The following is a 23,408-nucleotide window of genomic DNA, read 5'->3' as shown; positions in this document are numbered from 1 at the left end:
GAACGTCAATTCTAATTCAGTTTTATTTCACACTGAACCGCACGCCATCGCGGCGGCGGCTATGGCCCCAAGGGAGGGGAAGATGCGCTTTTCCGTTTTTCTGAACGCCCGTTCGCTTGGTCCGGATCAGGACCGGAAGCTGATGAAGGACCTTGAGGGTCACGCAAAACTTGCCGCCGAGCTCGATTACGACGCGATCTTCCTGCCGGACCACCACTTCAACGGTTACATGCCGGTGGCGAGCGACAGCTTCATTTTCGCAGGCTACCTTGCCGCGCAGATGCCGAAGATGCATTTCGGCTTCTCCGTGGTCTCGGTGCCGTTGCACCACCCGGTGCGCCTTGCCGAGCGGATCAACATTCTCGACCAGTTGACTGACGGCAAGCTGCTGGTCGGCGTTGGTTCAGGCACGACGCCGGAAGAGATGATCGGCTTTGCGGTCGACTACAAGGACGCGGGCGCGATCGCGGAGAACAACCTTGCGCTGGCAGAACAGCTCTGGGCCAAGCAGATGGAAGATCCGGCGGTGGTGATCGACAACGGACCTTACAAGGGCCGCGTGCTACAGCGCATCACGCCTTCGCCCTATACGCCGGGCCATGCGCGGTTGATGCCTGTGGCGATGAAGGAGGCCAGTTCGCGCCGCGCGGCCGAGAACGGCTGGCCGGCCTTCATTCCCGCTTTCACCCCGCCCAAGATCGGCGGCACCGAGCCTTTCGCGCACGTCAAGAAGTGGTTCGATATCTACAAGGGTTTCCTGCTTGAAGCCGGGCATTCGGACGAAGTGGTGAAGGCCGCGCTCGACTGGACGACACATACCTATCAGGTGGTCCATGTTGCAGAGAGCGACGACCAGGCGCGCGAGGAACTGGAAGCGATCCTGCGCAGCTACCAGGACGCGATCGAGCGCGAGGCCGAGTTCAATGCGCGTGCCGAAAGCGACGATGCCAACAAGAAGACCGACCGCACGCCGGACGCTTTGTCCGACGACTGGATCGGCACCTGGTGCCTCTACGGCTCGCCGGAAACGGTGGCGGAGCATCTGGCGCCTTACGCCGAACTCGGCATCGGCAATGTGCTGTGCGGCACCACTACGGGACCGTTGACCGAGCAACGCCTTGCTTATGGCGACCAGACCCTGCGCCTGATGGCCGAAAAGGTGATGCCGGCGTTCAAGGCCGCCGTTCCGGCTTGATGGCAAATAGAATGGCGCGGCCCGCAAGAAGGCCGCGCCGCTTGAGGAGAATGCGATGACCGTGATTTCGTCCGTCGCGCCCCGGCGGGTCGTGGGGCTTGGCGGCACGTTCCGCCAGGCCTCGTCCAGTGAGCGGATCGTGCGTGCCGTGCTTGTCGAATGCGCGGCACTGGGCGCGGAAACCGTGATGTTCGATGGGGCGGCGCTTGCCGCCTTGCCGCATTTCAACCCTGAAGGCCCGGACCGCACGCCCGAAGAGCAGGCGCTCGTCGAGGCCGTCCGCAGCGCGGATGGGATCGTTATCGGCAGCCCCGGCTATCACGGGGGCTATTCCGGCCTCGTGAAGAACGCCATCGACCTGCTTGAAGACTTGCGCGGCGATCCAAGGGTCTATTTCGATGGGCGTCCGGTCGGCCTCGTGGTGACAGCGGCGGGTTGGCAGGCTTGCGGTACCACGCTTTCGGCGATGCGCGACGTGGTTCACGCGATGCGCGGCTGGCCGACACCGGTCGGCGTTGCGGTCAACTCGGTGGAGCAGAAGCCTTTCGCGCCCGACGGTACGCTGGCGGATGAAGGCATCGCCCGCGCCGTGCGTGCGCAGGCGGAGCAGATCATGGGTTTTCGGACGGAGGCAGTGGCATGAGCGACGTGACCCTTTCACAAGCATGCGCGCTCACCGCGGGCGGCGCGATGTGGGCCACTTTCGCGGTGCCCGATGCCGGCATTCCTGCCTTCACCATGTCCGATGGACCGCTCGGTATCGCCAGCGGCAAAGTGGATGAGCGCGACATCGCCTTGTTAAGCCCATGCTCGACCCTGCTCGGCGCGACCTGGGATCGCGACCTGACCCGCCGCGTCGGCGCACTGGTCGGCAGCGAGGCCGTCTTGCGCGGGGTGGATGCGGTGCTGGCGCCCAACCTCAACCTCGCACGCAGTCCGCTGGCAGGCCGGGCTTTCGAGTATTTCTCGGAAGACCCGGTGCTGACCGGTGTGCTCGGGGCGGAATGGGTGAAGGGCCTGCAATCGACCGGCACCGGCTCGGTCGCCAAGCATCTGGTCTGCAACGATAGCGAGACCTCGCGTGACGAAGTCGACGTGCGCGTGGACGAGAGGACCTTGCGGGAAGTCTATCTGCTGCCATTCCAATATGCTGCAGACGCGGGCTGCGTCGGGTTGATGGCCGCCTATAACCGCGTCAACGGGTCGTGGTGCTCGGAGCAGGCCCATGTTCTTACGCAAGTCGTCAAGCAGGACTGGGGCTTCGAAGGCCTCATCATGAGCGATTGGTTCGGCACGCATTCCAGCGAAGGCACGATCAATGCCGGCCTCGATCTGGAAATGCCCGGACCTTCGCGGTTCATGGGGGGCAAGCTGGAAGCGGCTGTCGCGGCAGGGGCGGTCGATCCGGCGCGGGTGGAGGATGCTGCATCACGCATTGCTGCGGTCGCGCGCCGGATCACCGGCGACAAGGCGCCGCCGATACCTGCTGCCGAAGCCGAGGCCCTGCTGGTAGAGGCTGCCGCGGCCGGATTTACCCTGCTGCGCAACGAAGGCGATATGCTGCCGCTCGTGCCCGGAACGGTGAAGACGCTGGCGGTGATCGGCCCCAATGCCTGGGCGCCATGCTTCCAGGGCGGCACTTTCGCCAAGATTTCGATTTCGCCCGATGCGCCGACGCCGGTGGAGACCTTGCGCGCAGCCTACGGCGCTTCGTGCGAAATCCTGTTCGAACCCGGCGTCGATCCGCAACCGCGTCTGCCGAACATGAGTGTGACACCCGCGCTCGATATCGGCGACGGCTGCACGAGCGGCATGACGCTTGAATACTTCGGTGCGCCGGATTGCGTGGGCGACGTGCTCACGCGCGAGACGCGTGATACCAACTCGCTTGTCTGGTTCGTCGGCGTCCACGATCAGGCGCGCTTTACCGAACCGGGCTCGGCGCGTGCCAGCGGGCGCTACACCGCGAAGCGCGCCGGCGCGCATATGCTGCACCTCGGCTCTACCGGCGCGGCGCGCATTCTCGTCGACGGTGAGGAAGTCATGCGTGCAGGCGGGGAGATCCCGGCGGGCGACGTGATGGGCGTGCTCAAGCGCGGCGATTCCGATCATGTGAGCTTCCATCTCGCGGAGGGACAGGAAGTGACGATCGCAGTCGAATTCTCGTGGACAGGGGGCCGTGTGCAGGGCTTGTGGTATGGCCTGCGCGGCCCCGGCAGTGCCGAGGAAATGCTGCAGGCCGCGGTCGATGCAGCGCGTGCGGCGGATGCGGTCTTCCTGATCGTGGGAGAGACTTCGGACTCCAGTGTCGAGAGCAAGGACCGCGCCGACACCCTGCTGCCTGCCGAGCAAATCCACCTGATCGAAGCGGTGACGGCTGCCAATCCGCGCACGGCGGTGGTCGTCAACGTCGGCCATGCTTTTGACAGCGCGTGGGAAGACAGGACGGCGGCGCTGCTGTCGGTCTGGTATCCGGGGGAAGGCTTTGCCCGCGCTCTGGCCGACGTGCTTTCCGGCACGCGCGAGCCGGGTGGCCGTCTTCCGGTGACCATGGCTGCGGATGAGGGCGACTACCCGGCGTTCGCGCTTCAGCCTGCAAGTGACGGCACGCTGACCTATTCGGAAGGCACACTGCTGGGCTATCGCGGTCTCGCAGCGAGCGGAAAGGCTGCGCGTCATCCGTTCGGCTCGGGCATGGGCTATGCGCGCTTCGCGTGGGCGAGCGCTGCGGTCGAGGGAGGCGTGCTGCACCTCACCGTTACCAACACCTCGGACCGCAGCGGCAGCGATGTCGTGCAGGTCTATCGCGATAATCCCGAGTGCGCGCTGGTGGGCTTCGCCCGCGTCGAACTGGCTGCGGGAGAGAGCCGCCGCATTGCCGTGCCGCTCGAACCGCGCGCGCTGCAGCGTTGGGGCGAGCAGGGCTGGGAACCCGTAGCCGACCATCTCGTGCTGCGTCTTGCGCGCCATTGCGAAGATGAGGGGCTGACCTTGGAAATGGAGATTGCTGCGCTCGCCTGAAGCGCAGCAATCCCAAAGAAAAGGCCCGCCGGGATCGCTCCCGGCGGGCCTTTCTTATGCGCGGCGTTGCCGGATCACGCCATCAGCGGCGTTCGCCTGCGTGTCATGCCCATGCCGAGCGCGGCGAGGGCGACTGCCAGCGAGAGTACGCCCGCGCTGAGGAACGCGCCCTGCATCGAGCCCGTCGCACCATTCGCCTGATGAACGAGCACAGGCGAGATGAACTGTCCGAAGAAGAACGATCCGGTCCAGATGCCCATGCCCCGGCCGCGATGCTCGAAGGGGAACTTGGTCTGGGCCCAGGCGATGAGAGAGGGCACCGCCATGCCCGCGCCGGTCTGCTGGATGGCGAGGCCGACGATCATCTCGCCCGGGTTGCGGGCAAGACCGATCACGGCAAGGCCGGTGCCGAGAATCGCAAGGAAGGCGCCGAGCTGTACGCCGTTGGATCGGCCCGAGAGGATACGGAACAGCAGCGCGCCGAGAATGACGAACAGGCTGGGAAGGAAGCTCATCTTGGCGACGGCGGCGGGATCGGTGACGCCCACTTCGCCGAAGGCAATGCTGCCGTTGACGATGAAGACGTAGTACTGTGCGGCCGAGAACAGCGTCAGCGCGGCGACGCCGAGGGCGGCGCCAACCGGGAAGCGAGCCTTCTCGCCGGTCGGCTCTGCCGGAGTTTCATCATGTGCCGCGCGCCCTTGGGTTCGTAGAGGAACGCCAGCATCGCGAAATAGATCGGGAAGGCGACCAGATAGACGAGGAAGCCGCCGTTCCACCGCATCGAGGCGACAAGCCCCGACATCAGGATCACGCCCGAAGCCAGGAACGGCCCGATCACCCCTTGCAGGAACAGCCAGTTTCGGCGGCTTTCGTTATCCCAGTAATCGCCGAGCAGGGTGTTGACGATGGTGAGGATGCCCGCCTCGCAAACGCCCAGCGCCAGGCGGCTGGCGAAAATGTGGTTCAGGTCGTCGAGGAAGAACGGCAGGGTGCCGAACAGGCCGTAGAAGAACGTGCAGATCAGCAGCAGCCGGCGGCGGCCGAACTTGTCCACGAACCAGCCCGCGAACGGTGCGAGGATCGCGATGGTGAGGCCCGGCGCGGTGACCATGAGCGGCACTTTGGCCGCGGCGTCCGGGTCGGTCTGGAAGTGGGCGATCATCGATGCCACGATCGGGAACATCGAGACGATCGCGAAGATCGGAAGGAAGGCCGCGATGACGATCGTCATGCCCTGCGGCTTCATGGTGAGCTTGCTGAAGAATCGGGAAACCGGGTTCATGCCTCTCCGCCCGCGCCGCTGTCCGGCGCTATATTAGAATTTCTATTCCTGTTTGATATCGGCGTTTCTGACCGCGGTCAATGCAATCGAAGGCCTTGACCTGACCCCTCATATAAAATTAGAACCATCATTATAAATCATACGAGAGGAAGCATGACGAAAGCGCGCCTGCGGATGGGCATGGTCGGCGGAGGGCCGGGGTCGTTCATTGGCCCGGTCCACCGAATCGCTGCCGAAATGGACCGCGAGATCGAACTGGTGGCGGGCGCTTTCAGCAGCGATGCCGTGCGCTCGCAGTTGGCGGGAGAAAGCTATCGCATCGATCCGGCGCGTGCCTATGCCGATCTCGAGACGATGCTGCGCGAAGAAGCCGCGCGTGAGGACGGGATCGATTTCGTGGCGGTGACGACGCCGAACTTCCACCATCTCCCCGCCTGATCGAAATGAGACGGATCATGAAGACGATAAAGGGCCTCTCTCGGATCGCAGGCCAGGAAGCCGACCATGCGGGCAATGCGCCGAAAAGGGATATCGACGCATGAGCGCTCACACTTCCGGCTGGAACCGCCGCGAATTCACCGCGGGTGCGGCGCTGCTGGCGCTGGCTCTGGGCATTCCTGCAGCGGGCGTGAAGCTTACCGCTCTCGACGAGCGCGAACTGCCGAGCGACCGCCAGCGCAATCTGATCGCGGAGGTTTCCGATCTCGTGATCCCGCGCACCGATACGCCTGGGGCGAAGGACGTGGGGGTCGGCGATTTCGTCGTGCTGGCGCTTGCCCATGGTCTTTCCGGCACGCGCACGCCGATGGCCGCAGGCATGGTGACGGCGGCGCTTGAACCGTTCTGTCGCCGCGACGGTTCGCTGCGCCATCTCCCATGGCTGGAACACACGCTCGACCGCGCGGCGGGCGGCGATTTTCTGCGACATGACCCGGCGGAACGTGTGCGGCTACTGACGGCGCTCGATACCCAGGCTTTCGCCCAAGGCGCGCCACCATCGCCGTGGACGGCGATCAAGGGGCTGATCCTGACCGGCTACTACACCAGCGAAGCCGGCGGATCGCAGGAACTTCGTTATGAACTGGTGCCCGGAAAATGGGAGTGGGACATCCCTCTCAAGCCCGGCGACCGCGCATTCTCCAGCGACTGGACCGCAGTGGATTTCGGCTGACATGACCAACAACACGCAATTCGACGCTATTGTCGTTGGCTCCGGCATTACCGGCGGCTGGGCGGCCAAGGAACTGACCGAGGCGGGCCTTACCGTCCTGATGGTCGAGCGCGGCCGCAATATCGAGCATCAGACGGGCTACGAGACCGAACTCAAGGCCCCGTGGGAAATGCCGTTTCGAGGGCAGGGCGACGTCGAGCTTTATGCCCGCGAATATCCGGTGCAGATGCTCAACCGGCATTTCAACGAGTTCACCGAAGGCCACTTCGTCAACGATGCCGAGCAGCCCTACCAGAAGGCGAAGGGCAAGGACTTCGACTGGTTCCGCTCCTACCAGCTCGGCGGGCGTTCGCTGACATGGGGGCGGCAGTGCTACCGCTGGTCGGACTATGATTTCGGCGCCAACAAGCGGGATGGTTTCGGCACCGACTGGCCGATCCGCTATGCCGACCTTGCTCCGTGGTACGACAAGGTAGAGGAATTCGTCGGCGTATCGGGCGCGGCGGAAGGGCTGGCCCAGCTTCCGGACGGCCGTTTTCTGCCGCCGATGGAATTGAACTGTGTCGAGGCGGCCGTCCGTGAGCGGATCCGGGCGAAGTATCCGGACCGGGTGATGACAATCGGCCGCACCGCGAACCTTACAGAGGCACGTCCCGAACAGGGCCGGGCGCACTGCCAGTATCGCAGCATCTGCGCGCGCGGCTGTTCCTACGGCGCCTACTTCTCGACGCAATCGGCAACACTGCCGGCGGCGAAGAAGACCGGGCGGCTCAAGGTCGTTACCGACGCGCAGGTCCACAAGGTGGATTACGATGCGAAGACCGGCCGGGTTACCGGGGTGCGCTGGATCGACACGAAGACCGGCGAGCACAAGGTTGCCTATGCCCGCGTCGTGTTTCTGAACGCGGGGGCGTTCAACTCGGTCCACCTCATGCTCAACTCGGCTAGCGAAGCGATGCCTCGCGGCCTTGCCAATTCGAGCGGGGTGCTCGGCACGCACATCATGGACCATGCCAATACGATGGCGGCCATGGCGGTGATGCCTGGATTCGAAGGCCGGACCAGCTTCGGCAACCGGCCCACCGGCATCGTCATCCCGCGTTTCCGCAATCTCGACACGCTGGACGGGGATGGCTTCACGCGCGGCTATTCGTTCCAGGGCGGCGCGCTGCAAGGCACCTGGACGCGCGGCAAGCGGATGGGCGGCATCGGCAAGGATTACAAGGAAGAGCTGCACCAGATCGGTCCGTGGACGATGGTTCTGGTGGTCTTCGCGGATTCGATGCCACGCGCCAGCAATCGACTGACGCTGAGCAACCGCACCGACCCGCGCGCGTCCGCCAGCTTGAGATCGCCTTCGAGCACGGCAAGGAGGAAATGGCGGCGCTTGCCGATGCACATCGCGAGGCGACCGCGATGCTGACCGACGCGGGCGGCCACGTCATCATGGGCTTCGACAAGCCGGGCCATGGCGGCACTTCCATTCACGAAATGGGCGGCGCGCGGATGGGTTGGGACCCAGGGACTTCGGTGCTCAATCGCCTTAGCCAGGCTCACGACATTCCAAACCTGTTCGTCACCGATGGCGCGCAGATGAGCTCGTCGGCATGCCAGAACCCTTCGCTTACTTACATGGCGCTCACTGCGCGGGCCTGCGCGACGGCAGTTTCGATGCTGAAGGAAGGCGTGATTTGACCGCCATGGCATCGCCGTTTCCGGCGCAGGTCATGGACCTGACCGAGCGACAGAAATCGCTGGCCTACCTGACATTGATGGTGGCGCTGGTTCTTGAGATCGTGGACGTCACCATCGTCAACACCGCGCTGCCGGTGATCGAACAGGACTTCGGCGCGGCGGCGGCACAGGCGCAATGGGTCGCGGCGGGCTACTCGCTGGCATTTGCCTTGCTGTTGATGCTGGGCGGCCGGCTGGGGGATGCTTTCGGCTACAATCGCCTGTTCATTGGCGGCGTGGCGGGCTTCACGTTTGCCTCGATGCTTTGCGGGCTCTCTCGCAGCCCTGAACAACTCATCGCCGCGCGCGTGCTTCAAGGCGGAGCGGGGGCGATGATGGCGCCGCAGGTCATGGCATTGATCCAGGTCCTGTTCCAGCCACTGGAGCGCGTGGCGAAGCTGGCGTGGGTCGGCGTCATCGGCGGCCTTTCAGCCATCTGCGGGCCGATCATCGGCGGCGTGCTGATCCATGCCAATCCCTTCGGCCTGGGGTGGCGCAGTGTGTTCCTCATCAACGTGCCGGTCGGCGTGTTGGCAGTGATCGTCGCGTGGAAGTTGCTGCCTTCTGCGCGTTCGTCCCTGACGCGCGGGATCGACGGTGGTGGAACCATGCTGTTCGCCGCGTCTATGGCTGCGATGCTCTATCCGCTTGTGCGGGGGCATGACCTTGGCTGGCAACCCTGGCATCTCGCCTTGCTCTTCGCGGCTCCGATCATGCTGGCGCTGGTCTGGCGGCGGACCGAGAGACGCGCAAAAGTCGGGGCCGCGACGCTTTATGCGCCTGAACTCTTCCATCAAAGGCAGTTCGCGCTTGGCCTTGCGATCGCGCTGGCATTCGGCGCGGCGACGGGCGGCTTCCTGTTCGTCTTCGCATTCGGGGCGCAGAAATTGCTCGGTTTCTCTCCACTGGAAACCGGCCTGCTGCACATCCCGTTCAGCGCCGGGGTCATGCTCGGTATTGCCTTTCTCGGCCGCAAGCTCGTGACGAGCCACGGCAAATGGGTGCTGGTAGGCGGGATCACGCTGATGGCATTGTTTGCCGGAGGCACTCTGGCGTGGATCGAGACGGACGTGTCGTTGTGGTGGGCACTGCCATGTCTTGCTCTTGCCGGGACCGGCATGGGCATGACCAGCGGCCCGCTGACGCCGGTGGTCCTCGCGCGCGTCGACCGGAGCCATGCGGGCACGGCAAGCGGTCTCATCAAGACGGTGCAGGAACTCGGCATGGCGCTGGGCATCGCCATAGTCGGTACGGCCTTCTTCGCCGGTGCGCCGACAGGAGAGGTCGGCGCGGTCCTGCCTGCGATCGCCGCCATCGAAGGTCTGATGCTGATATGCCTGGTTCTGGCGTTAGGGCTTCCGGCGCCGTTGTTCCCCGAACATGACGCGTGACTGGAATTGTATTCCATAGCGAGGGGGAGGGCGGCTAGGCCGGCCTCCCCCTCGTAGCCGATCAGGCCAGCGCCTTGTAACGATAGTCCCTGAAATGTGCTGAACCCTTGCCGCTGGCGAAGATCGCCGGGCGCAGGCTTGCCAGGTCGTCCATGGTATTGGCGTGGTAGCCGGAGACTTCGCTGCGAACGGCGTGGCGAACCCACTCACCACCTGGCGTGCGGTGATACATGGAGACGATTTGCCGATCGTTGACGATCCGCAAGTCGATCCTGCTGCCTTTCTCCACCGGCTCCTGCCAGTAACTCGCCTTGCCGCCACGATAGCTTACCATGCGCTCGCCATCGTAAGCCATGCCGAGGAACAGCCGGTCGTTGAAGAACAGGAGCAACCCTGCAGACGCACCGTCCGTCAGCTCTACAGAGACTGAGCACTCGTAGGCGTGATCGCCGACAAGGTGGGTCAGCGGAGAGCAGTCCTGCGGTCCGGTGCCTTTCGCTGCAAGTGTCAGCGCATTGCCGCCGACGGTTGCCCGTGCACCAGCGCCCGGGGCCTGGTTGTAGAAACGCCAGCGCGAGCCGAGAGACGGGCCTGAGAAATCGTCCGACCACGCCATGCCGTGCGGCCCCGCCTCGCCCCCGGAAGGCTTGGCGAGCGGGCGTGCAAGGTCGGCGCCCATCGCGTGAGGCCAGCCCTGCTTGTCCCACCGGATCGGTTCGAGCAGGGTCTGCCGACCGAGCGTGTAGAAGCCGTTCTCATATCCGTGATAGACGGCCCACCAATCTCCCGCAGGACCTTCCACGAAGGTGGCGTGACCGCGGGACAGCCATCTGTCCGCGGGGTTCCAGGTGCGGATTACGGGATTGTGAGGGCAGTCCTCCCAAGGCCCGTGAACCGAGCGCGAACGGGCCACCGTCACCATGTGGCCGTGGGCGGCCCGGCGGTGCCGCCCACCGCCGTCACGAGATAGAACCAGTCGCCGCGCCGGAACAACTTGGGGCCTTCCAGCGAGTAGGCTTCGGTCACCCAGTCGTCAGGATATTTCCACCCGTCATAGACTTTCTCCACCGGACCGTCCGTGGCGAGGCCGTCGTCGGTTAGGCGCACGCGGTTGACACCGGACAGAAAGAGATAGCGTTTGCCGTTTTCACCCACGACATGGCCGGGGTCGATCAGGCCGCCGATGCCGAGGTCGACCGGCTCGCTCCACGGTCCACGAATATCGTCCGCGTGGATGACACAGATGTTGGCGAAGCTTTTGAGCCCTTCCGACCACGGCGCCGCCATGAACGGAATGTAGATGTAATATCGCCCTTCATGCTTCACGAGATCGACCGCGAAGACCGTGCCCAGCGGTTTTTCCAACGCGGAAGCTATCGGCGTCCAGTTCACGAGATCGCGCGAATGCCAGATCAGCAGTCCGGGCGCGGCTTCGAAAGAGGAATGTGTGAGATAGTAGTCTTCGCCATCCTTGAGGACGGTCGGATCGGGATAGTCGCCGGCGAGTATCGGATTGAGGTAGGTGTCATCCCCGCGATCGGCCCGGCGCTGGCCCTCGATCCCGTTCCTTGCGGGAGGCTTCCCGGCGGCGGCGAGCGCCGGTGCGGGAAGGCCCGTCACCAGCCCTGCCACCGCGCCTAAATGCAGCGCGTTACGCCGGTTCATCATGCCTCGAGCGTGACGCGCTTGGCATCGGTGTTGATCGACGGGAAAGGCAGGTAGGAAACACGGAGTTGCTGGAGCAGAGCGAGTTCGTGCTCGCCATCGGGGAACCCGCCCGGATGATCGACAAGGATCGTCGCGGCTGTCCCGAAGGGCCATCGCCGGTCGTAAGCGGTTTCCATCTCGTCCAGCGTGATGCGCCTTCGCCTTCATCGATGCGAACCGCCGCGCGGGGGAGTGAGGCCCCGTCGATGGACACGTCCAGCTTCTCGATCATCGAGAGGCCAAGGCCGCGATAATAGCCGAGCTTGGCCTCGAAGGAGAACCCCGTGGGCGCATCGGCCGGGCCGGTGTTGCGCAGCGAAGCGGCGTCGATAAGATACTTGTCGAACATCAGGCGGTCTCCAGTTCCGCTTCGGCCTTGGCTATCAGGCGCTCGAACATCACATGCTGGCGGCGGACCTGCTCGCGGCTGTCGACCGGCGAGACGTCCTGGATCCAGCGATTGCCTTCGTATTCGCTCGAAAGCGTGCCTTCCCAGCCGCATTTCACCAGTTCGGGTATCACTTCGTCGTAGGCGATAGTGGGGTCCGTGCAGTCTTGTGCCATGCCGTAGAACTTGGCCTGGATATGGCGGAAGTACGGTGCATAATCGCCGATCCGTTTGGGGTTGGCGTAAGGCGCGTGACGCAGTGTCTCGGCCATGGCGATCTCGGCCTTGTTGCCGCCCATCTTCACCGCGACTTCGTAGATCGTGTATTCGCACATGATCTTATGTTCGTGCTGGTCGACGATGAACTGCGCCACTTCCGGCCGCGCACCCTGCCGTTCGAAGCGGGCGCGGAATTCCGGCGGGTAGTGTTTCATGAAGATGCCCATGTCGGGCAGGATGCCTAGATGCTTCGTGCCGATCCGGTCCGCCACGTCGATGGTGCGGAGGATCCATGCATGTTCGAGATGCCACGGTGCATGGACTTCCACGCCCATGTGGACATCCAGTTCCTCCGCATGGGGCACGCATTTTTCGAGGATGTCCGGGCGCACGAAGACAAGCACACGCATGTTGCGGATGCCGAGCCGGTTGCAGAGCACGAGGTCGCGCCGGATGCTTTCGACCTGCTCTTCGTCCGAGAGGGTCTCGCCCTTGCGCAGCTTGGTGTCGAGGAACATGTCGTAACAAGTGAAATGCGCGCCGTGGCGGGCCAGCATGTCCTGCCAGCGCGCCACTTCCGCATCGTCGATGTGGGGGAAACGCGGCATGTTCTGTTCGGGCAGGATCTCGATCCCTTTCGCGCCGATTGAGGCGCCAAAGGCAATGCAGTCCTCAACCGACATCTGCCCCAGGAACATTTCTTCCTGGAAGCTGTAAAGGCTCACGCCCCGTTCTATCTTCGCCATCAACCCCTTCTCCCGGGCGTGCCCGTGCAGCGCCTCATAGTATTAGAATTACTATTCCTGTTTGTGCGAAACGCAGGGGGCTGTCAATCTGGCGGGGTCGCAATTTTTGAAAGTCCGTCAGCCGCGCCGTTCGATGGCGATGACGCGGTCGGCAAGTCGGTCCACTTCGGCACGGTCATGGCTGACATAAAGGATCGGCAGCGCCAGTTCGTCGCGTATGCGCTCGATCACGGTCAGGATTTCCTCACGCCTTTCGGCGTCAACCGAGGCGAGAGGCTCGTCCATCAGAAGGAACCGCGGACCGGAAAGCAGGGCGCGGCCGATTGCCACGCGCTGGGCTTCCCCGCCCGAAAGCGTCGCGGGCATGCGCTCCAGCAGATGGCCGATTCCGAGAAAGCCCAGCGCGGTTTCCAGATCCATCCAGCGTTGGCCAGCAGGTGCAAGGCGCCACCCGTAGAGCAGGTTGTCGCGTACGGACCGATGGGAAAAGAGCCGCAGGTCCTGGAACACGTAGCCGCAGCGGCGCTGTTCGGGCCTGAGATCTATCCGCTTCGTGCTGTCGAACAGCACGGTGTCTTCGACATGGATGCGGCCCTGGACAGGCCGGGCAAGGCCGGAAATCGCATCGAGCAGGGATGTCTTGCCTGCGCCTGACGGCCCGAACAGTGCCGTCAGCCCGCCTTTTTCCGTGCGGAAGGCATAATCGAAACGTTCCGTTCCGCGGCGGAGCGAGATGTCGATATCAAAGGGCATGATGGGCACGCCCCTGACCGCTGCGCCGCGCCAGCCACTCGGACGCCACGAGGGCGATAACGGAGACGAGGATGGACAGCACGGCAAGCCGCGTGACCTGCCACTCCGCACCGGGCATCTGCAGCGCGCTATAGATCGCGAGCGGGAGGGTCTGCGTCTCGCCGGGAATGTTGGAGGCGAAAGTGATCGTTGCGCCGAATTCGCCGATGGAGCGGGCAAGGCCCAGCACCAGGCCGGCCAGAACGCCCGGCATTGCCAGCGGGAGGGTGATCGTTCGGAACGTATGCCAGCGCCCTGCACCGAGCGTCCGGGCTGCGTCTTCAAGGCGGCGATCCACGGCTTCGATAGAAAGCCGCATCGCACGAACCATCAGGGGGAGAGCCATGACGGCAGCGGCGAGCGCGGCGCCGGTCCAGCGGAAGATGAAGGTGAGGCCCAGCCATTCGGCGAAAAAGCGGCCCAGCGGTCCGTTGGTGCCGAACGCGATCAGCAGCAACCAGCCAGTGACGACAGGGGGCAAGACCAGGGGCAGGTGAACCAGTGCGTCGATCAGCACTTTGCCCGGAAAGCGCCAGCGTGCCAGTATCCATGCCAGGGCGAAGGCAACAGGTAGCGCGGCCACCATGGCAACTCCGCTCACCTTTAGCGACAGGATCAGGACTTGCCATTCGTCGGGAGTGAGCAGCGTCACGAGCGGAAAAGGTGCGTCAGCGCGTGCCGAAGCCGAAGCGGCGGAACACGGCCTTGCCTTCGGCGGAGATCAGGAACCGGCGAAATGCCTCGGCATCGCGGTGGCGGGATGAGGCGAGAACCGCGACCGGGTAGCTGATCGGATCGTGCGAGGATGGGGGGAACGTATCGGCGACCCGCACGCCGGGTTCGGCTTTCGCATCAGTGCTGTAGACTATGCCGAGCGGCGCGGCACCCCGGCTGACCAGCGCGAGGGCGGCGCGAACGTTTTCGGCCGGCGCGAGCCTGTTCTGGACCGAGGGCCAGACCTTGAGCCGGGTCAGTGCCTGTCGGGCGTAAAGTCCTGCGGGGACCGCATTCGGGTCCGCTACGGCCAGTCGGCCGGAGCCGAGCGCGGCGGCCAGCGGAAAGCCGGGACGGATCTTGATGCGCACAGGCTTTGCGGCGGGGGCGATCAGCACCAGGTTGTTGGTGAGAAACGATACGCGGGTCTTCGGGCGCAGAAGACCCTTGGACTGCACTTCGTCCATCCAGGGCTCGTCCGCGGAGATGAACAGGTCGGCAGGGGCGCCGGCCTCGATCTGGCGGGCAAGGGCGGAAGATCCCGCGAAGGAGATTTTCGGTCGGGAATGGCCTTTGGCGACCCAGGCATCCGCGGCGGCGTTCATCGATTCCTGGAGACTGGCCGCAGCAAGTACGAGCGGACCTGACTGCTGCGCCATGGCCGAAGGCGACAGTGCCGTGAAGGCCGCAAAAAGCGAGATCAGAATGGCGAGAAGCCGGCGCATCTTCGAATGATCTCCAGGTTTGGCTGTATTCGTTCGTATATGGCCTGAGGTCGTGTTTGCAAGGCAATGATGGCTTGGAAATTCATGCGGAGGGCTGGTCTGAATCGGAACATCTTTTCCAAGCGGTCTATGCGGGAGTACTCTGTGCAAGCTCAGGGGAAGGTGTTAGCATCGTCGATGCGCGAACAGTTCCAGGCCGTCACGCCAAAAGACGGACGGGCATGGAACCGGCGGGGAAACCGCCGCGTGCTGGTTGGGATGTCTTGTGGGGATGACTTGATGAAGGTCGCTGAAGAAGGAATTATCCGTTTCGAACGCCGTCCGGACCAGCTTGCTGGCATGCAGATGGGGATCAGTTCGGGATTGGTCTATGCCGGGCAGGACGCAGGATCGCGGGATCAGGTCCATGACGCTCGCGGGTTGTTGATCGCGGTGGGCCTTTGCGCCTGTTGCTGGCTCGGGCTCGGTTACTTCCTGCTTACCTGAGCGCGAAAGCGGCCCGGCTCCGGGTGCCGCGTCAGTTCTCGCTGCTGTCCGTCACCCAGCCTCCCGCCGTGGCGACGTAGAGCCGCGCCACGTTCCGGTATTGGCGGCTGCGCGTGTCGAGCAGGGTAAGCTGCGCACGTTGATAGGCACGGTTGGCGTCGAGAACCTGCAGCACGCCGCTGTTGCCCACCTCGAAGCTGCGGCGTGAGAGGTGGAGCGAACGATCGGCCAGATCGGCTGCGGACTGTCGTTCGGCGAATTCACGGTTGTCATTGCCGAGCGCCGAAAGCAGCCCGGAAACCTGCCCGAAAGCTTCCGTCACCACTTGCTGGTACTGCGCCGATGCGCCGCGTGCTTCGGCCTCGGCGCCGCGCTTTTCCGCTTTCAGCGTGCCGCCATGGAAGATCGGGGCCGAGAGGCCCGCGAAAATATCGAAGGCATTGAAGCGACTGCTGGTGATCTGTCCGGGTTGCGAGGTCTGCTGCGTCAGCGACGCGCCGATCGTCACGTCGGGATAGAGCTGGGCCGTCGCCACGCCGACTGCGGCAATGGCGGCATGAAGCCGTGCTTCGGCTTCAAGAATGTCAGGCCGCTTGTGAACCAGCGCCGAAGGCAGGGCGACGGGTACGCGTGCGGGCAGGGTGAACTGCTGCAGGGTGAAGTGAGTAGGGCCGAGTTCGGCGGGCGATATTCCGAGCAGCACGGCCAGCATGGCGCGCCCTTCGACAAGCTGCTGTTCGAACGAGGGCATGTTCGCGCGGTCTTCGGCGAGTTGGCCCTGCGCACTCAGCACTTCCACCAGAGTGCCGTCCCCTCCCTTGCGCCTGGCCTCGGTCAGCGTAACGTTTCGTTCGTCTTCCGAGAGAAGCTGGCGCACCGTGGCGATGCGGTCGTTGAGTGCGGCGATGGCGAGGACCTGTTCGACCACCCGCCCGGCGATGAGCAGGTGCGCGGCCTGCGTGGCGCGGCCCTCGGCCTCGGCTTGCGCCTTGGCCTGTTCCAGCGCACGAGAGTTGCGACCGAACAGGTCGAGGTCGTAACTGATCCCGGCCCCCAGGGTGTAGAGGTCGAATTCGGGATTGGGAATTTCGGCGCCGCCGAAACTGTCGGACAGGCCGAAGGCGGCGAGGTTGACGCGTTGATACTCGGCGCGTCCATTGGCGTCGACTTGCGGAAGGCGGCGACCGGCAGTGGCGGCGATGCGTTCCCGCGCCTTTTCCAGCGTCGCGCGGCTTGCGGCGAGCGAATGGTTTCCGGCCAGTGCGCGTTGGACCAGGCTATCCAGTTCGGGAGATGCAAAAGCGTTCCACCAGCCCGCTTGCGGGCCATCTCCCAGCACTGCGCCGGGGTACGCGCCTTGAGCATACCCCGCCGATGCAGAAGGCGGCGGGGGAGCCGCGAAATCCGGGCCAACCTTCATGCAGGCGGCGGTCAGCAGGAGCGGTAGCAGGACGGAGGCCTTGCGGAACACGTTATTCCCCGAGTGCAAGAGTGCTGGTGTCGACATCGTTCGCCTTCTTCACGCGCATCATCAGGACGAGCGGGATGAGGCAGAGCGTCAGCACGAACACCATGTGGAAGAGTGAAATGTCGCCGACCATCGTCGCCTGCCTGACGACCTCGCCGTAGATCCGGGTCAGGGACTGGCTCGAATCGAAGTCGAAACCTGGCCGTGCGTAGTCGAACACGGGATTGTCGGGCCTTATGCCCTGCACCAGTTCGCTGCGTGATGCGGCGATATAGTGGACGAACTGATACTGTATCACCGATATGCCCACGGCATTGCCGACATTGCGCGTGAGTGCGAACATCGAAGCGCCTTCGTTGCGCAGCGCCGGATCGAGCGTGGAGAACACGATCACCGAGAGCGGCACGAAGATCATCCCGCTGCCCAGTCCCTGCACCAGTCCTGCCAGAACGAGCGTGCTCTGGTCGACGTAGAGATCGACGTGAGAATACATCAACATCCCGCAGCCCATCAGTATGAGCCCGGTGACGATGATGATGCGGGTGTCGACGAATTTCACCAGCCGGGTGACCAGCAGCATCGAGATCAGCGTGCCGATCGCGCGGGGCAGGCTGATGACCCCGGCCTGGAGCGCGGAATAGCCAAGCAACGACTGGGTCATGACCACGATCATCGGGATCGTGGCGAAGGCGACTATACCGATCATCATGCTGAAGACCGAACCGATCGCGAAATTCCGGTCGCGGAACAGCTGCGGCCGGATGAACGTGTCCCGCGAAGTCGCCATGTGAACGGCCATGAGGTAGGCCGCGAGAGCGAGGACCACGGCGTAGATGCGGATTTCGGAGGAGTCGAACCAGTCGAGATGCTCTCCCCGGTCGAGCAGGAGCTGGAGCGACGTCAACGCGACCGAGACCATGACGAAGCCGAACAGGTCGAAGCGCGTCTTCACCCGGCTCTTCCGGCGCACGAGGAAGATCGACATGCCGATGAAGGCAAGGATGCCGAAAGGCACGTTGATGAAGAACACCCAGCGCCAGGACATCGCATCGGTGAGATAGCCGCCGAGCGTGGGCCCGACGATCGGTCCCGCCATCGAACCGAGCGCGAAGATCGCCATGGCTTTGGCATGATCCTCGGGCGGGTTGATATCGAGCAGGATCGCCTGACTGAGCGGAACCAGCCCGGCTCCGCAGGCTCCCTGCAAAAACCGGGCAAGAATGATGGTCTGCAGATCCGTGGCGAGCCCGCAGAGCGCTGACGCGGCAGTGAAGCCGGCTACCGAGAACAGCATGACGTTCTTGCGGCCTACCCGCCCGGCCAGCCAGCCGCTGAGCGGCGTGGCGATGGCCCCGGCAACGAGGTAGCTCGTCAATACCCAGAGCACCTGTTCCTGCGAGGCGGAAAGGCTTGCCTGCATGTGCGGCAGCGCGACATTGGCGATGGTGATGTCCACCGCAACCATGGTCGATGCGATCATCGAAGGGATGGTTATAAGCAGACGCCGCATCGGCGTGGGATAGGGGGATGCGGGCATGGCTGGCACCGCGGAACCGCCGTTGCGGCTCAAGGTCGGCGTGCCGGCGCGGCCGGTGTATCGGCGGCGAACAAGCGACGTTCATGGCGGGTATCGACTTCGACATGGACGCTCAGGCCCGCGCCGAGCGGAAGGTCGCCTGCGGATTCGTCTATCGCGATCTGGACCGGCAGTCGCTGGACGACCTTGACCCAGTTGCCGGTTGCATTGTCCGCCGGAAGCACCGCGAAGCTCGATCCGGTCCCGGGGCTGAAACTTTCGACATGGCCCTTGAAGGCGCGGTCGGGGAAGGCGTCGAGCCTGACCGTGGCGTGCTGGCCCGCGCGCATGTAGCGCAGTTGATCTTCCTTGAAGTTCGCCTGCACCCAGAAACGTTCGCCGGTCAGCATGAAAACGGCGCGGCCCGGGGTGACGTAGTTACCGGGCTGAAGCTGGTTCACGCGCGTCACCACGCCGTCCTGCGGGGCCCGGACGACGGTGTCGGAAAGGTCTATCCGCGCCTGGTCCAGTTTTGCCGCCGCCTTGCGCACTTCGGGCAGGGTTGAGGTGTCACCCTCGATCAGGCCGGCAAGGCTGGCGCGCAGGCTTTCGGCTCGGGCCTCGGCAGCGGCGACGCCTTCGCGGGCGGTGCGCGCTTCGGTTGCAGCCTGTTCGTACTGCGCGCGAGAGGAAATTCCCTCTGCCATGAGCGATTTCTGGCGAGCGGCTTCGCTTGCCGCATAATCCTGTTTCGCCCTTGCCGCGCCGACCTGCGACAGTGCCTCGCGATAGTCTGCCCGCTGCGAACTCGCGTCTGTCCGGGACTTGGCCAGTTCGGCTTCCGCCTCCGACACCGCTGCTGCAAAACTGCCGGACTTGATGCGGAACAGCACGTCACCCTTACGGACGTGCTGATTCTCCCGCACTTCGACGGAAACGACCGTGCCGGCGATGCTGGGGCTGATCGCGACCATGCCGGTCTGAAGCGCCGCATTGTCGGTTTCTTCGTAGCGACCTCCGGCGAGGTAGAACCAGATCACACCCGTCAAGGCGACCAGCGGCCCAGCCAGCATCAGAACCCTTCGCAGACGACGCCTGGCCGGGCGGACGGGCAGGGAAATCTCGTTCTCTGCCGCGATCGTTGTTTCGGCGTTCATGCTTTTTCCAGTGCCTTTCAGGCGAGACTCGTCGTGTCGCGCAGGTACTAAGCATGGTTATTATAAGCAAGAGGAAGGTTGCAAGGGTGTCTATCTGGAATCGCGCTTGCGATGGGTTGGCGGGGCCGTGCGAACAGGGTGGGGTTCAGGGCGCGAGAAATGCTTTCACGTCAGTCATGAACCGTTCGAACTGGTCATGATGGAGCCAATGGCCTGCGTCTTCGTATTCGACCAGCCGAGCCGTTGGGAACCAGTCTATCCGCCCGTCGTCGGCCGGGCTCTGCGAGAAGCTGTTCTTGCCCCACAGCATGAGCACGGGGCAGGTGATGGCTTGCCACAAGGCAACCACATCCGAAGTCGGCAGATCCGATACGGACCAGACATTGACGTAGTTGTCGAACTTCCAGCTCCAGGTGCCGTCCTCGTTGCGGCTGGCGCCATGGATCGTCAGATGGCGTGCCTGCTCCTCGGTAAGGAAGGAGTTCTCCTCTTTCATCCGCTGGTATGCGTCCTTGCGGGTCGCGTACTTGCGCGGCATCCGTCCGGAGGCCCGGCGCTTGTCCTCGATCCATTGTTTCAGCCGGTCGCCGATCCCGCGCTCTTCCATCTGGCGGCGGATGTGCGGTGGCGGGCCAAGCCCCTCGATATTGACGAATTTCTCGACTTTTTCGGGAAACAGACCGGTGAAGCGCGTGGCGACGTTTCCGCCGAGCGAATGGGCGATGATGGTCACTTTCTCGTGCCCCAACGTATGCACGAGCTGGGCGAAATCGTAGACGAGGGCGTCCATTCCGTAGTGGCCCTCGGGAGACCATTCGGAATCGCCGTGGCCGCGCAGATCCGGACAGATCACGTGCCAGTCCTGTCGCAGTTCCTCGGCCACCCAATCCCAGCTGCGGCAATGGTCGCGCCCGCCGTGCTGGAGAATCAGCGGCGGCGCGTCCGGGTTGCCCCAGTCGACATAGTTGAGCCGCAGGCGCTGCGAGATGAAACGGTTGGAGGTCGGTCCGAGCTGGCTTTTCATGCCGAAATCGTGATCCCCGGCGGAGCGCAGGTCAATGGGGGCACCGGTATTCCGCGCCGCCGCGAGGCGGAAACCCGATCCGCCAAGTGCGGATTTGCGGGGATCAAGATATTCCTTATGCGGCCTGCCGCTTGGCAAACCGGGGTACTTGGCCCTATCTCGCGCCCCAACGATATTCGACACATTCACGCCGGAGACTTTCACATGGCGACGACGCACAAGACCCGCATGCTCATCATCGGTTCCGGCCCGGCCGGTCTCTCGGCCGCGATCTATGGCGCGCGCGCCGGGATGGAGCCGATCGTTGTGCAGGGTCTGCAGCCCGGCGGCCAGCTTACCATCACCACCGACGTCGAGAATTATCCCGGTTTCCGCGAAGTCATTCAGGGCCCCTGGCTGATGCAGGAAATGGAGGCGCAGGCTGTCCATGTCGGCACCCGCATGATGTACGACATCATCACCTCGGTTGACCTCAACGGCCCGATCTTCACGGCTGTCGGCGATTCGGGCGATATCTATGAGGGCGATACCCTCGTCATCGCCACCGGCGCACAGGCGCAGTGGCTCGGCGTCCCCGGCGAGCAGGAACTTTCGGGCAAGGGCGTCTCGGCCTGCGCCACGTGCGATGGTTTCTTCTATCGCGGCAAGAAGGTCGTGGTGATCGGCGGCGGCAATACCGCGGTCGAGGAAGCGCTCTACCTCACCAACCATTCCGACGAAGTGACCCTGATCCACCGCCGAGACAGCTTGCGCGCCGAGAAGATCCTGCAGGACCGCCTTTTCGCGAACCCGAAGATCAACGTCGTTTGGGACAAGCGCGTCGAACGCTTCATGGAAGGCGAAAATGGCGAACTGCGCGCCCTTGCGCTGATCGACACCAAGACCGGCGAGCAGAGCGAAATCCTTACGGACGGTGCTTTCGTCGCCATCGGACACGCACCGGCGACGGAACTGTTCAAGGGCAAGCTGGCCATGGACGAGACCGGCTATCTCCTCGTCCAGCCGGGCACGCCCAAGACCGATATCGCCGGCGTTTTCGCTTGCGGCGACGTGATGGATCACGTCTATCGCCAGGCCATTACCGCTGCCGGTACCGGCTGCATGGCGGCGCTCGATGCCGAGCGTTATCTTGCGGCGCGGGATTTCGCCGAAGCGGCGAAGGTCGAAGCCTGACGTTGTAGATAGGAGAGGTCCGGGGCTCAGCCCCCGGGCCTCTCTCGATAGGAACGCCTTGCGCAACTAGGCGTGCCGCAAGGCGTCCAGCACTTGCCCGATCAACCAGTCCTGCGCTTCCGGCTCGACATAGCTGTGCGTGGCCCCGGAACAGCGTTGGACGCGGGTGTCCGATTTGTCCCAATTGGCCAGAAATGCGAGACCCGTGCGGTCCCTTTCGGCGACAAGCAACCGCACCCTACCTGAAAATACGGCGAGGCCGCGCGCCATTTCCTGCGCCAGACCGGCAGGTTCCGCCACGCCCGGACGCGACGCGGCAACGAGGCTGCGGATCAGTTGGGCTATCGCAACTTTTCCCGTGAGGAGGCGCCTGATGGCGGCCGGATCGGTCATCCTGCGGCGATAGTGGCTGCGCACGACTTCGGCCGGAGCGTCCCCGGCCTCGTCCTCGATCGTCCATGGGTTGGACAGTACCAGCGCGTCGAGCCCGGCGCCTTCTGCCAGCATCAGTGCGCTGGCAGCGTCGCAGTTTCCCAGCCCGACGACACGGCGCACTTGCGGGCAAGCCGCGCGAAAGGCGCCGAGCGCTGCGCGGATATCCGGCGCGCTCGATCGGAAGCCGCGGTTCTCGCCCTCACTGTCTCCCACGCCGCGCCGGTCGAAACGGAGCACTGGAAACCCTTCGGCAGCAATTCGCGCGGCGAACCGGGCCTGCCCGTTCCATGCGCCGGCGCGCACTTCGTTGCCGCCGGACACGAGCAGCAGGCCGGTGTTTGCCGATGCCTCGTCAAGGCTCGCGGTGAGCTGCGAGCCTTCGCAGGGGAAAGTGAAGTGCCGCCGCGTCATGCTCGCAGAGCCTCGCTCAGCAATGCGGCGAGCGCATCGGCCTGCGACGCATCCTCATCCGGTTCCGCTCGCAGCCACAAGCCGCTACCTCCGATCCGCTCCTGCTCGATGATGGGTACGGAGGGATCGGGCTCCAGTGTTTCGATCTCCCGGAAAAGCGCGGCGTTCAATGGATATCCGGCGAGCGTAATGCCTTCGGTACGGGCCATGTCCGTCAAGGCTTCCCGTGTCTGTTCGCGTCCTGCCTCGCGGTCTGCAAACATGCGGGCGCGTAACATGGAGCGCAGGATCTGGGCGCCTTTTACCGGTGCGTAGTGCCATTTCGGCAGGCTCGGTGTAAACAGGCAGCCTCCGCGAATGCCGAGGACGTGCGTTGCGCCGAAATGCGCGGCAGCCGCGGCCATCGCGGTTCGCCATTGGGCCGGGCCTATCGATTCGAGAGCGAGCACGCTCTCGTTCGTTCCCGGCAGGTCCGGGGCAAGGCTGTCGATCCCGGCGCGGTCAAGGCGTCGCATGACCTCCACCGTGAGGCGGCGCATGCGATTGCCCTCGTCGAACAGGGCAGGAACGATCAGGACCCGCTGCGCCGCCCGCGATCGAACGCGAGGGCATATTCCTTTTCCATGCCGCCATCGGGCAGGGGGCAGGGC

General features: G+C 64.2%; 23 protein-coding genes and 2 pseudogenes. 9 read left to right on the top strand and 16 right to left on the bottom strand.

The window, feature by feature from the left end; all coding sequences use genetic code 11:
* Positions 1-82 precede the first annotated feature (82 nt).
* Genes ADT71_RS17360 through ADT71_RS17350 form a run of 3 tightly spaced genes read left to right on the top strand, consistent with a single transcriptional unit; the run spans position 83 to position 4,216 of the window.
* Positions 83-1,195, top strand: coding sequence for an LLM class flavin-dependent oxidoreductase (locus ADT71_RS17360; RefSeq protein ID WP_054438801.1), 1,113 nt, complete (start codon positions 83-85; stop codon positions 1,193-1,195).
* A 55-nt stretch (positions 1,196-1,250) separates the two neighbouring features.
* A complete protein-coding gene (locus ADT71_RS17355) occupies positions 1,251-1,838 on the top strand; it encodes an NADPH-dependent FMN reductase (protein ID WP_054438799.1) in 588 nt (195 codons plus the stop codon).
* Complete coding sequence (locus ADT71_RS17350; RefSeq protein ID WP_054438797.1) at positions 1,835-4,216, top strand: glycoside hydrolase family 3 protein; 2,382 nt, start codon at positions 1,835-1,837, stop codon at positions 4,214-4,216. Before ADT71_RS17355 ends, ADT71_RS17350 begins: the two co-directional genes overlap by 4 nt.
* 74 nt (positions 4,217-4,290) lie before the next feature.
* Here the strand turns inward: ADT71_RS17350 and ADT71_RS33935 are convergent, their stop codons facing one another.
* Together ADT71_RS33935 and ADT71_RS33930 are read right to left on the bottom strand one after the other, a co-directional pair.
* Complete coding sequence (locus tag ADT71_RS33935; protein ID WP_231635979.1) at positions 4,291-4,779, bottom strand: MFS transporter; 489 nt, start codon at positions 4,777-4,779, stop codon at positions 4,291-4,293.
* Positions 4,780-4,826: 47 nt separating this feature from the next.
* Positions 4,827-5,501: an MFS transporter gene (locus ADT71_RS33930; protein WP_231635976.1), complete on the bottom strand. Its 675-nt coding sequence runs from the start codon at positions 5,499-5,501 to the stop codon at positions 4,827-4,829.
* A 153-nt stretch (positions 5,502-5,654) separates the two neighbouring features.
* On the opposite strand from ADT71_RS33930, the gene ADT71_RS17340 reads away from it, so the two are divergent.
* The 4 genes and pseudogenes from ADT71_RS17340 to ADT71_RS17325 all read left to right on the top strand — a co-directional run bounded on the left by ADT71_RS17340 (position 5,655) and on the right by ADT71_RS17325 (position 9,797).
* Positions 5,655-5,939 (top strand): Gfo/Idh/MocA family oxidoreductase, encoded by a 285-nt coding sequence (locus ADT71_RS17340; RefSeq protein ID WP_054438795.1) that lies wholly within the window; start codon positions 5,655-5,657, stop codon positions 5,937-5,939.
* 100 nt (positions 5,940-6,039) lie between these two features.
* Positions 6,040-6,672 (top strand): gluconate 2-dehydrogenase subunit 3 family protein, encoded by a 633-nt coding sequence (locus ADT71_RS17335; RefSeq protein ID WP_054438793.1) that lies wholly within the window; start codon positions 6,040-6,042, stop codon positions 6,670-6,672.
* Position 6,673: 1 nt separating this feature from the next.
* Positions 6,674-8,367: pseudogene (locus ADT71_RS17330) on the top strand (GMC oxidoreductase).
* A gap of 5 nt (positions 8,368-8,372) precedes the next feature.
* On the top strand, positions 8,373-9,797 hold the full coding sequence (locus ADT71_RS17325) for an MFS transporter (protein WP_231635978.1): 1,425 nt from the start codon (positions 8,373-8,375) through the stop codon (positions 9,795-9,797).
* A gap of 61 nt (positions 9,798-9,858) precedes the next feature.
* On the opposite strand, the gene ADT71_RS35830 is transcribed toward ADT71_RS17325, so the two are convergent.
* The 8 genes and pseudogenes from ADT71_RS35830 to modA all read right to left on the bottom strand — a co-directional run bounded on the left by ADT71_RS35830 (position 9,859) and on the right by modA (position 15,088).
* Entirely contained in the window at positions 9,859-10,719 is an 861-nt protein-coding gene (locus tag ADT71_RS35830; protein WP_369818295.1) for a family 43 glycosylhydrolase, read from the bottom strand.
* Positions 10,713-11,462: a family 43 glycosylhydrolase gene (locus tag ADT71_RS35825; protein WP_369818294.1), complete on the bottom strand. Its 750-nt coding sequence runs from the start codon at positions 11,460-11,462 to the stop codon at positions 10,713-10,715. The genes ADT71_RS35830 and ADT71_RS35825 overlap by 7 nt, the downstream gene beginning before the upstream one ends.
* On the bottom strand, positions 11,462-11,641 hold the full coding sequence (locus ADT71_RS35080) for a DUF6379 domain-containing protein (protein ID WP_255351664.1): 180 nt from the start codon (positions 11,639-11,641) through the stop codon (positions 11,462-11,464). The genes ADT71_RS35825 and ADT71_RS35080 overlap by 1 nt, the downstream gene beginning before the upstream one ends.
* A gap of 86 nt (positions 11,642-11,727) precedes the next feature.
* Positions 11,728-11,853, bottom strand: a pseudogene (locus ADT71_RS35075) (DUF6379 domain-containing protein); the annotation flags it as partial.
* A complete protein-coding gene (locus ADT71_RS17310) occupies positions 11,853-12,857 on the bottom strand; it encodes a sugar phosphate isomerase/epimerase (RefSeq protein ID WP_054438792.1) in 1,005 nt (334 codons plus the stop codon). The pseudogene ADT71_RS35075 and the gene ADT71_RS17310, both read right to left, overlap by 1 nt.
* 117 nt (positions 12,858-12,974) lie before the next feature.
* On the bottom strand, positions 12,975-13,610 hold the full coding sequence (locus ADT71_RS17305; RefSeq protein ID WP_054438790.1) for a molybdenum ABC transporter ATP-binding protein: 636 nt from the start codon (positions 13,608-13,610) through the stop codon (positions 12,975-12,977).
* Positions 13,600-14,301, bottom strand: coding sequence for a molybdate ABC transporter permease subunit (modB, locus tag ADT71_RS17300; RefSeq protein ID WP_054438788.1), 702 nt, complete (start codon positions 14,299-14,301; stop codon positions 13,600-13,602). Before modB ends, ADT71_RS17305 begins: the two co-directional genes overlap by 11 nt.
* 16 nt (positions 14,302-14,317) lie before the next feature.
* On the bottom strand, positions 14,318-15,088 hold the full coding sequence (gene modA, locus ADT71_RS17295) for a molybdate ABC transporter substrate-binding protein (RefSeq protein WP_054438787.1): 771 nt from the start codon (positions 15,086-15,088) through the stop codon (positions 14,318-14,320).
* A 279-nt stretch (positions 15,089-15,367) separates the two neighbouring features.
* On the opposite strand from modA, the gene ADT71_RS17290 reads away from it, so the two are divergent.
* Entirely contained in the window at positions 15,368-15,574 is a 207-nt protein-coding gene (locus ADT71_RS17290; RefSeq protein ID WP_054438825.1) for a hypothetical protein, read from the top strand.
* Between the two features lie 31 nt (positions 15,575-15,605).
* Here ADT71_RS17290 and ADT71_RS17285 read toward each other — a convergent pair whose 3' ends face one another.
* The 4 genes from ADT71_RS17285 to ADT71_RS17270 all read right to left on the bottom strand — a co-directional run bounded on the left by ADT71_RS17285 (position 15,606) and on the right by ADT71_RS17270 (position 20,739).
* A complete protein-coding gene (locus ADT71_RS17285; protein WP_347812934.1) occupies positions 15,606-17,045 on the bottom strand; it encodes an efflux transporter outer membrane subunit in 1,440 nt (479 codons plus the stop codon).
* 1 nt (position 17,046) lies between these two features.
* On the bottom strand, positions 17,047-18,552 hold the full coding sequence (locus ADT71_RS17280) for a DHA2 family efflux MFS transporter permease subunit (RefSeq protein WP_369818296.1): 1,506 nt from the start codon (positions 18,550-18,552) through the stop codon (positions 17,047-17,049).
* A gap of 56 nt (positions 18,553-18,608) precedes the next feature.
* On the bottom strand, positions 18,609-19,715 hold the full coding sequence (locus ADT71_RS17275) for an HlyD family secretion protein (RefSeq protein WP_054438781.1): 1,107 nt from the start codon (positions 19,713-19,715) through the stop codon (positions 18,609-18,611).
* A gap of 145 nt (positions 19,716-19,860) precedes the next feature.
* The gene (locus ADT71_RS17270) at positions 19,861-20,739 is read right to left on the bottom strand and encodes an alpha/beta fold hydrolase (RefSeq protein WP_054438823.1); all 879 of its coding nucleotides are present in this window, start codon (positions 20,737-20,739) and stop codon (positions 19,861-19,863) included.
* A gap of 204 nt (positions 20,740-20,943) precedes the next feature.
* Here ADT71_RS17270 and trxB point away from each other — a divergent pair, with 204 nt between their 5' ends.
* Positions 20,944-21,912 (top strand): thioredoxin-disulfide reductase, encoded by a 969-nt coding sequence (gene trxB, locus ADT71_RS17265; protein WP_054438779.1) that lies wholly within the window; start codon positions 20,944-20,946, stop codon positions 21,910-21,912.
* A gap of 66 nt (positions 21,913-21,978) precedes the next feature.
* On the opposite strand, the gene ADT71_RS17260 is transcribed toward trxB, so the two are convergent.
* Both ADT71_RS17260 and ADT71_RS17255 read right to left on the bottom strand, forming a co-directional pair.
* Positions 21,979-22,758, bottom strand: a complete 780-nt coding sequence (locus ADT71_RS17260) for a hydrolase 1, exosortase A system-associated (RefSeq protein ID WP_054438778.1) — start codon at positions 22,756-22,758, stop codon at positions 21,979-21,981.
* Complete coding sequence (locus tag ADT71_RS17255; protein WP_369818293.1) at positions 22,755-23,297, bottom strand: hypothetical protein; 543 nt, start codon at positions 23,295-23,297, stop codon at positions 22,755-22,757. The genes ADT71_RS17260 and ADT71_RS17255 overlap by 4 nt, the downstream gene beginning before the upstream one ends.
* Between the last annotated feature and the right edge of the window lie 111 nt (positions 23,298-23,408).

The organism is Novosphingobium sp. ST904 (genome assembly GCF_001298105.1).
In the GTDB taxonomy this organism is placed as follows: domain Bacteria; phylum Pseudomonadota; class Alphaproteobacteria; order Sphingomonadales; family Sphingomonadaceae; genus Novosphingobium.
The sequence above is the reverse complement of the archived record's forward strand: the minus strand, read 5'-3'. Positions and strand labels throughout refer to the sequence as shown.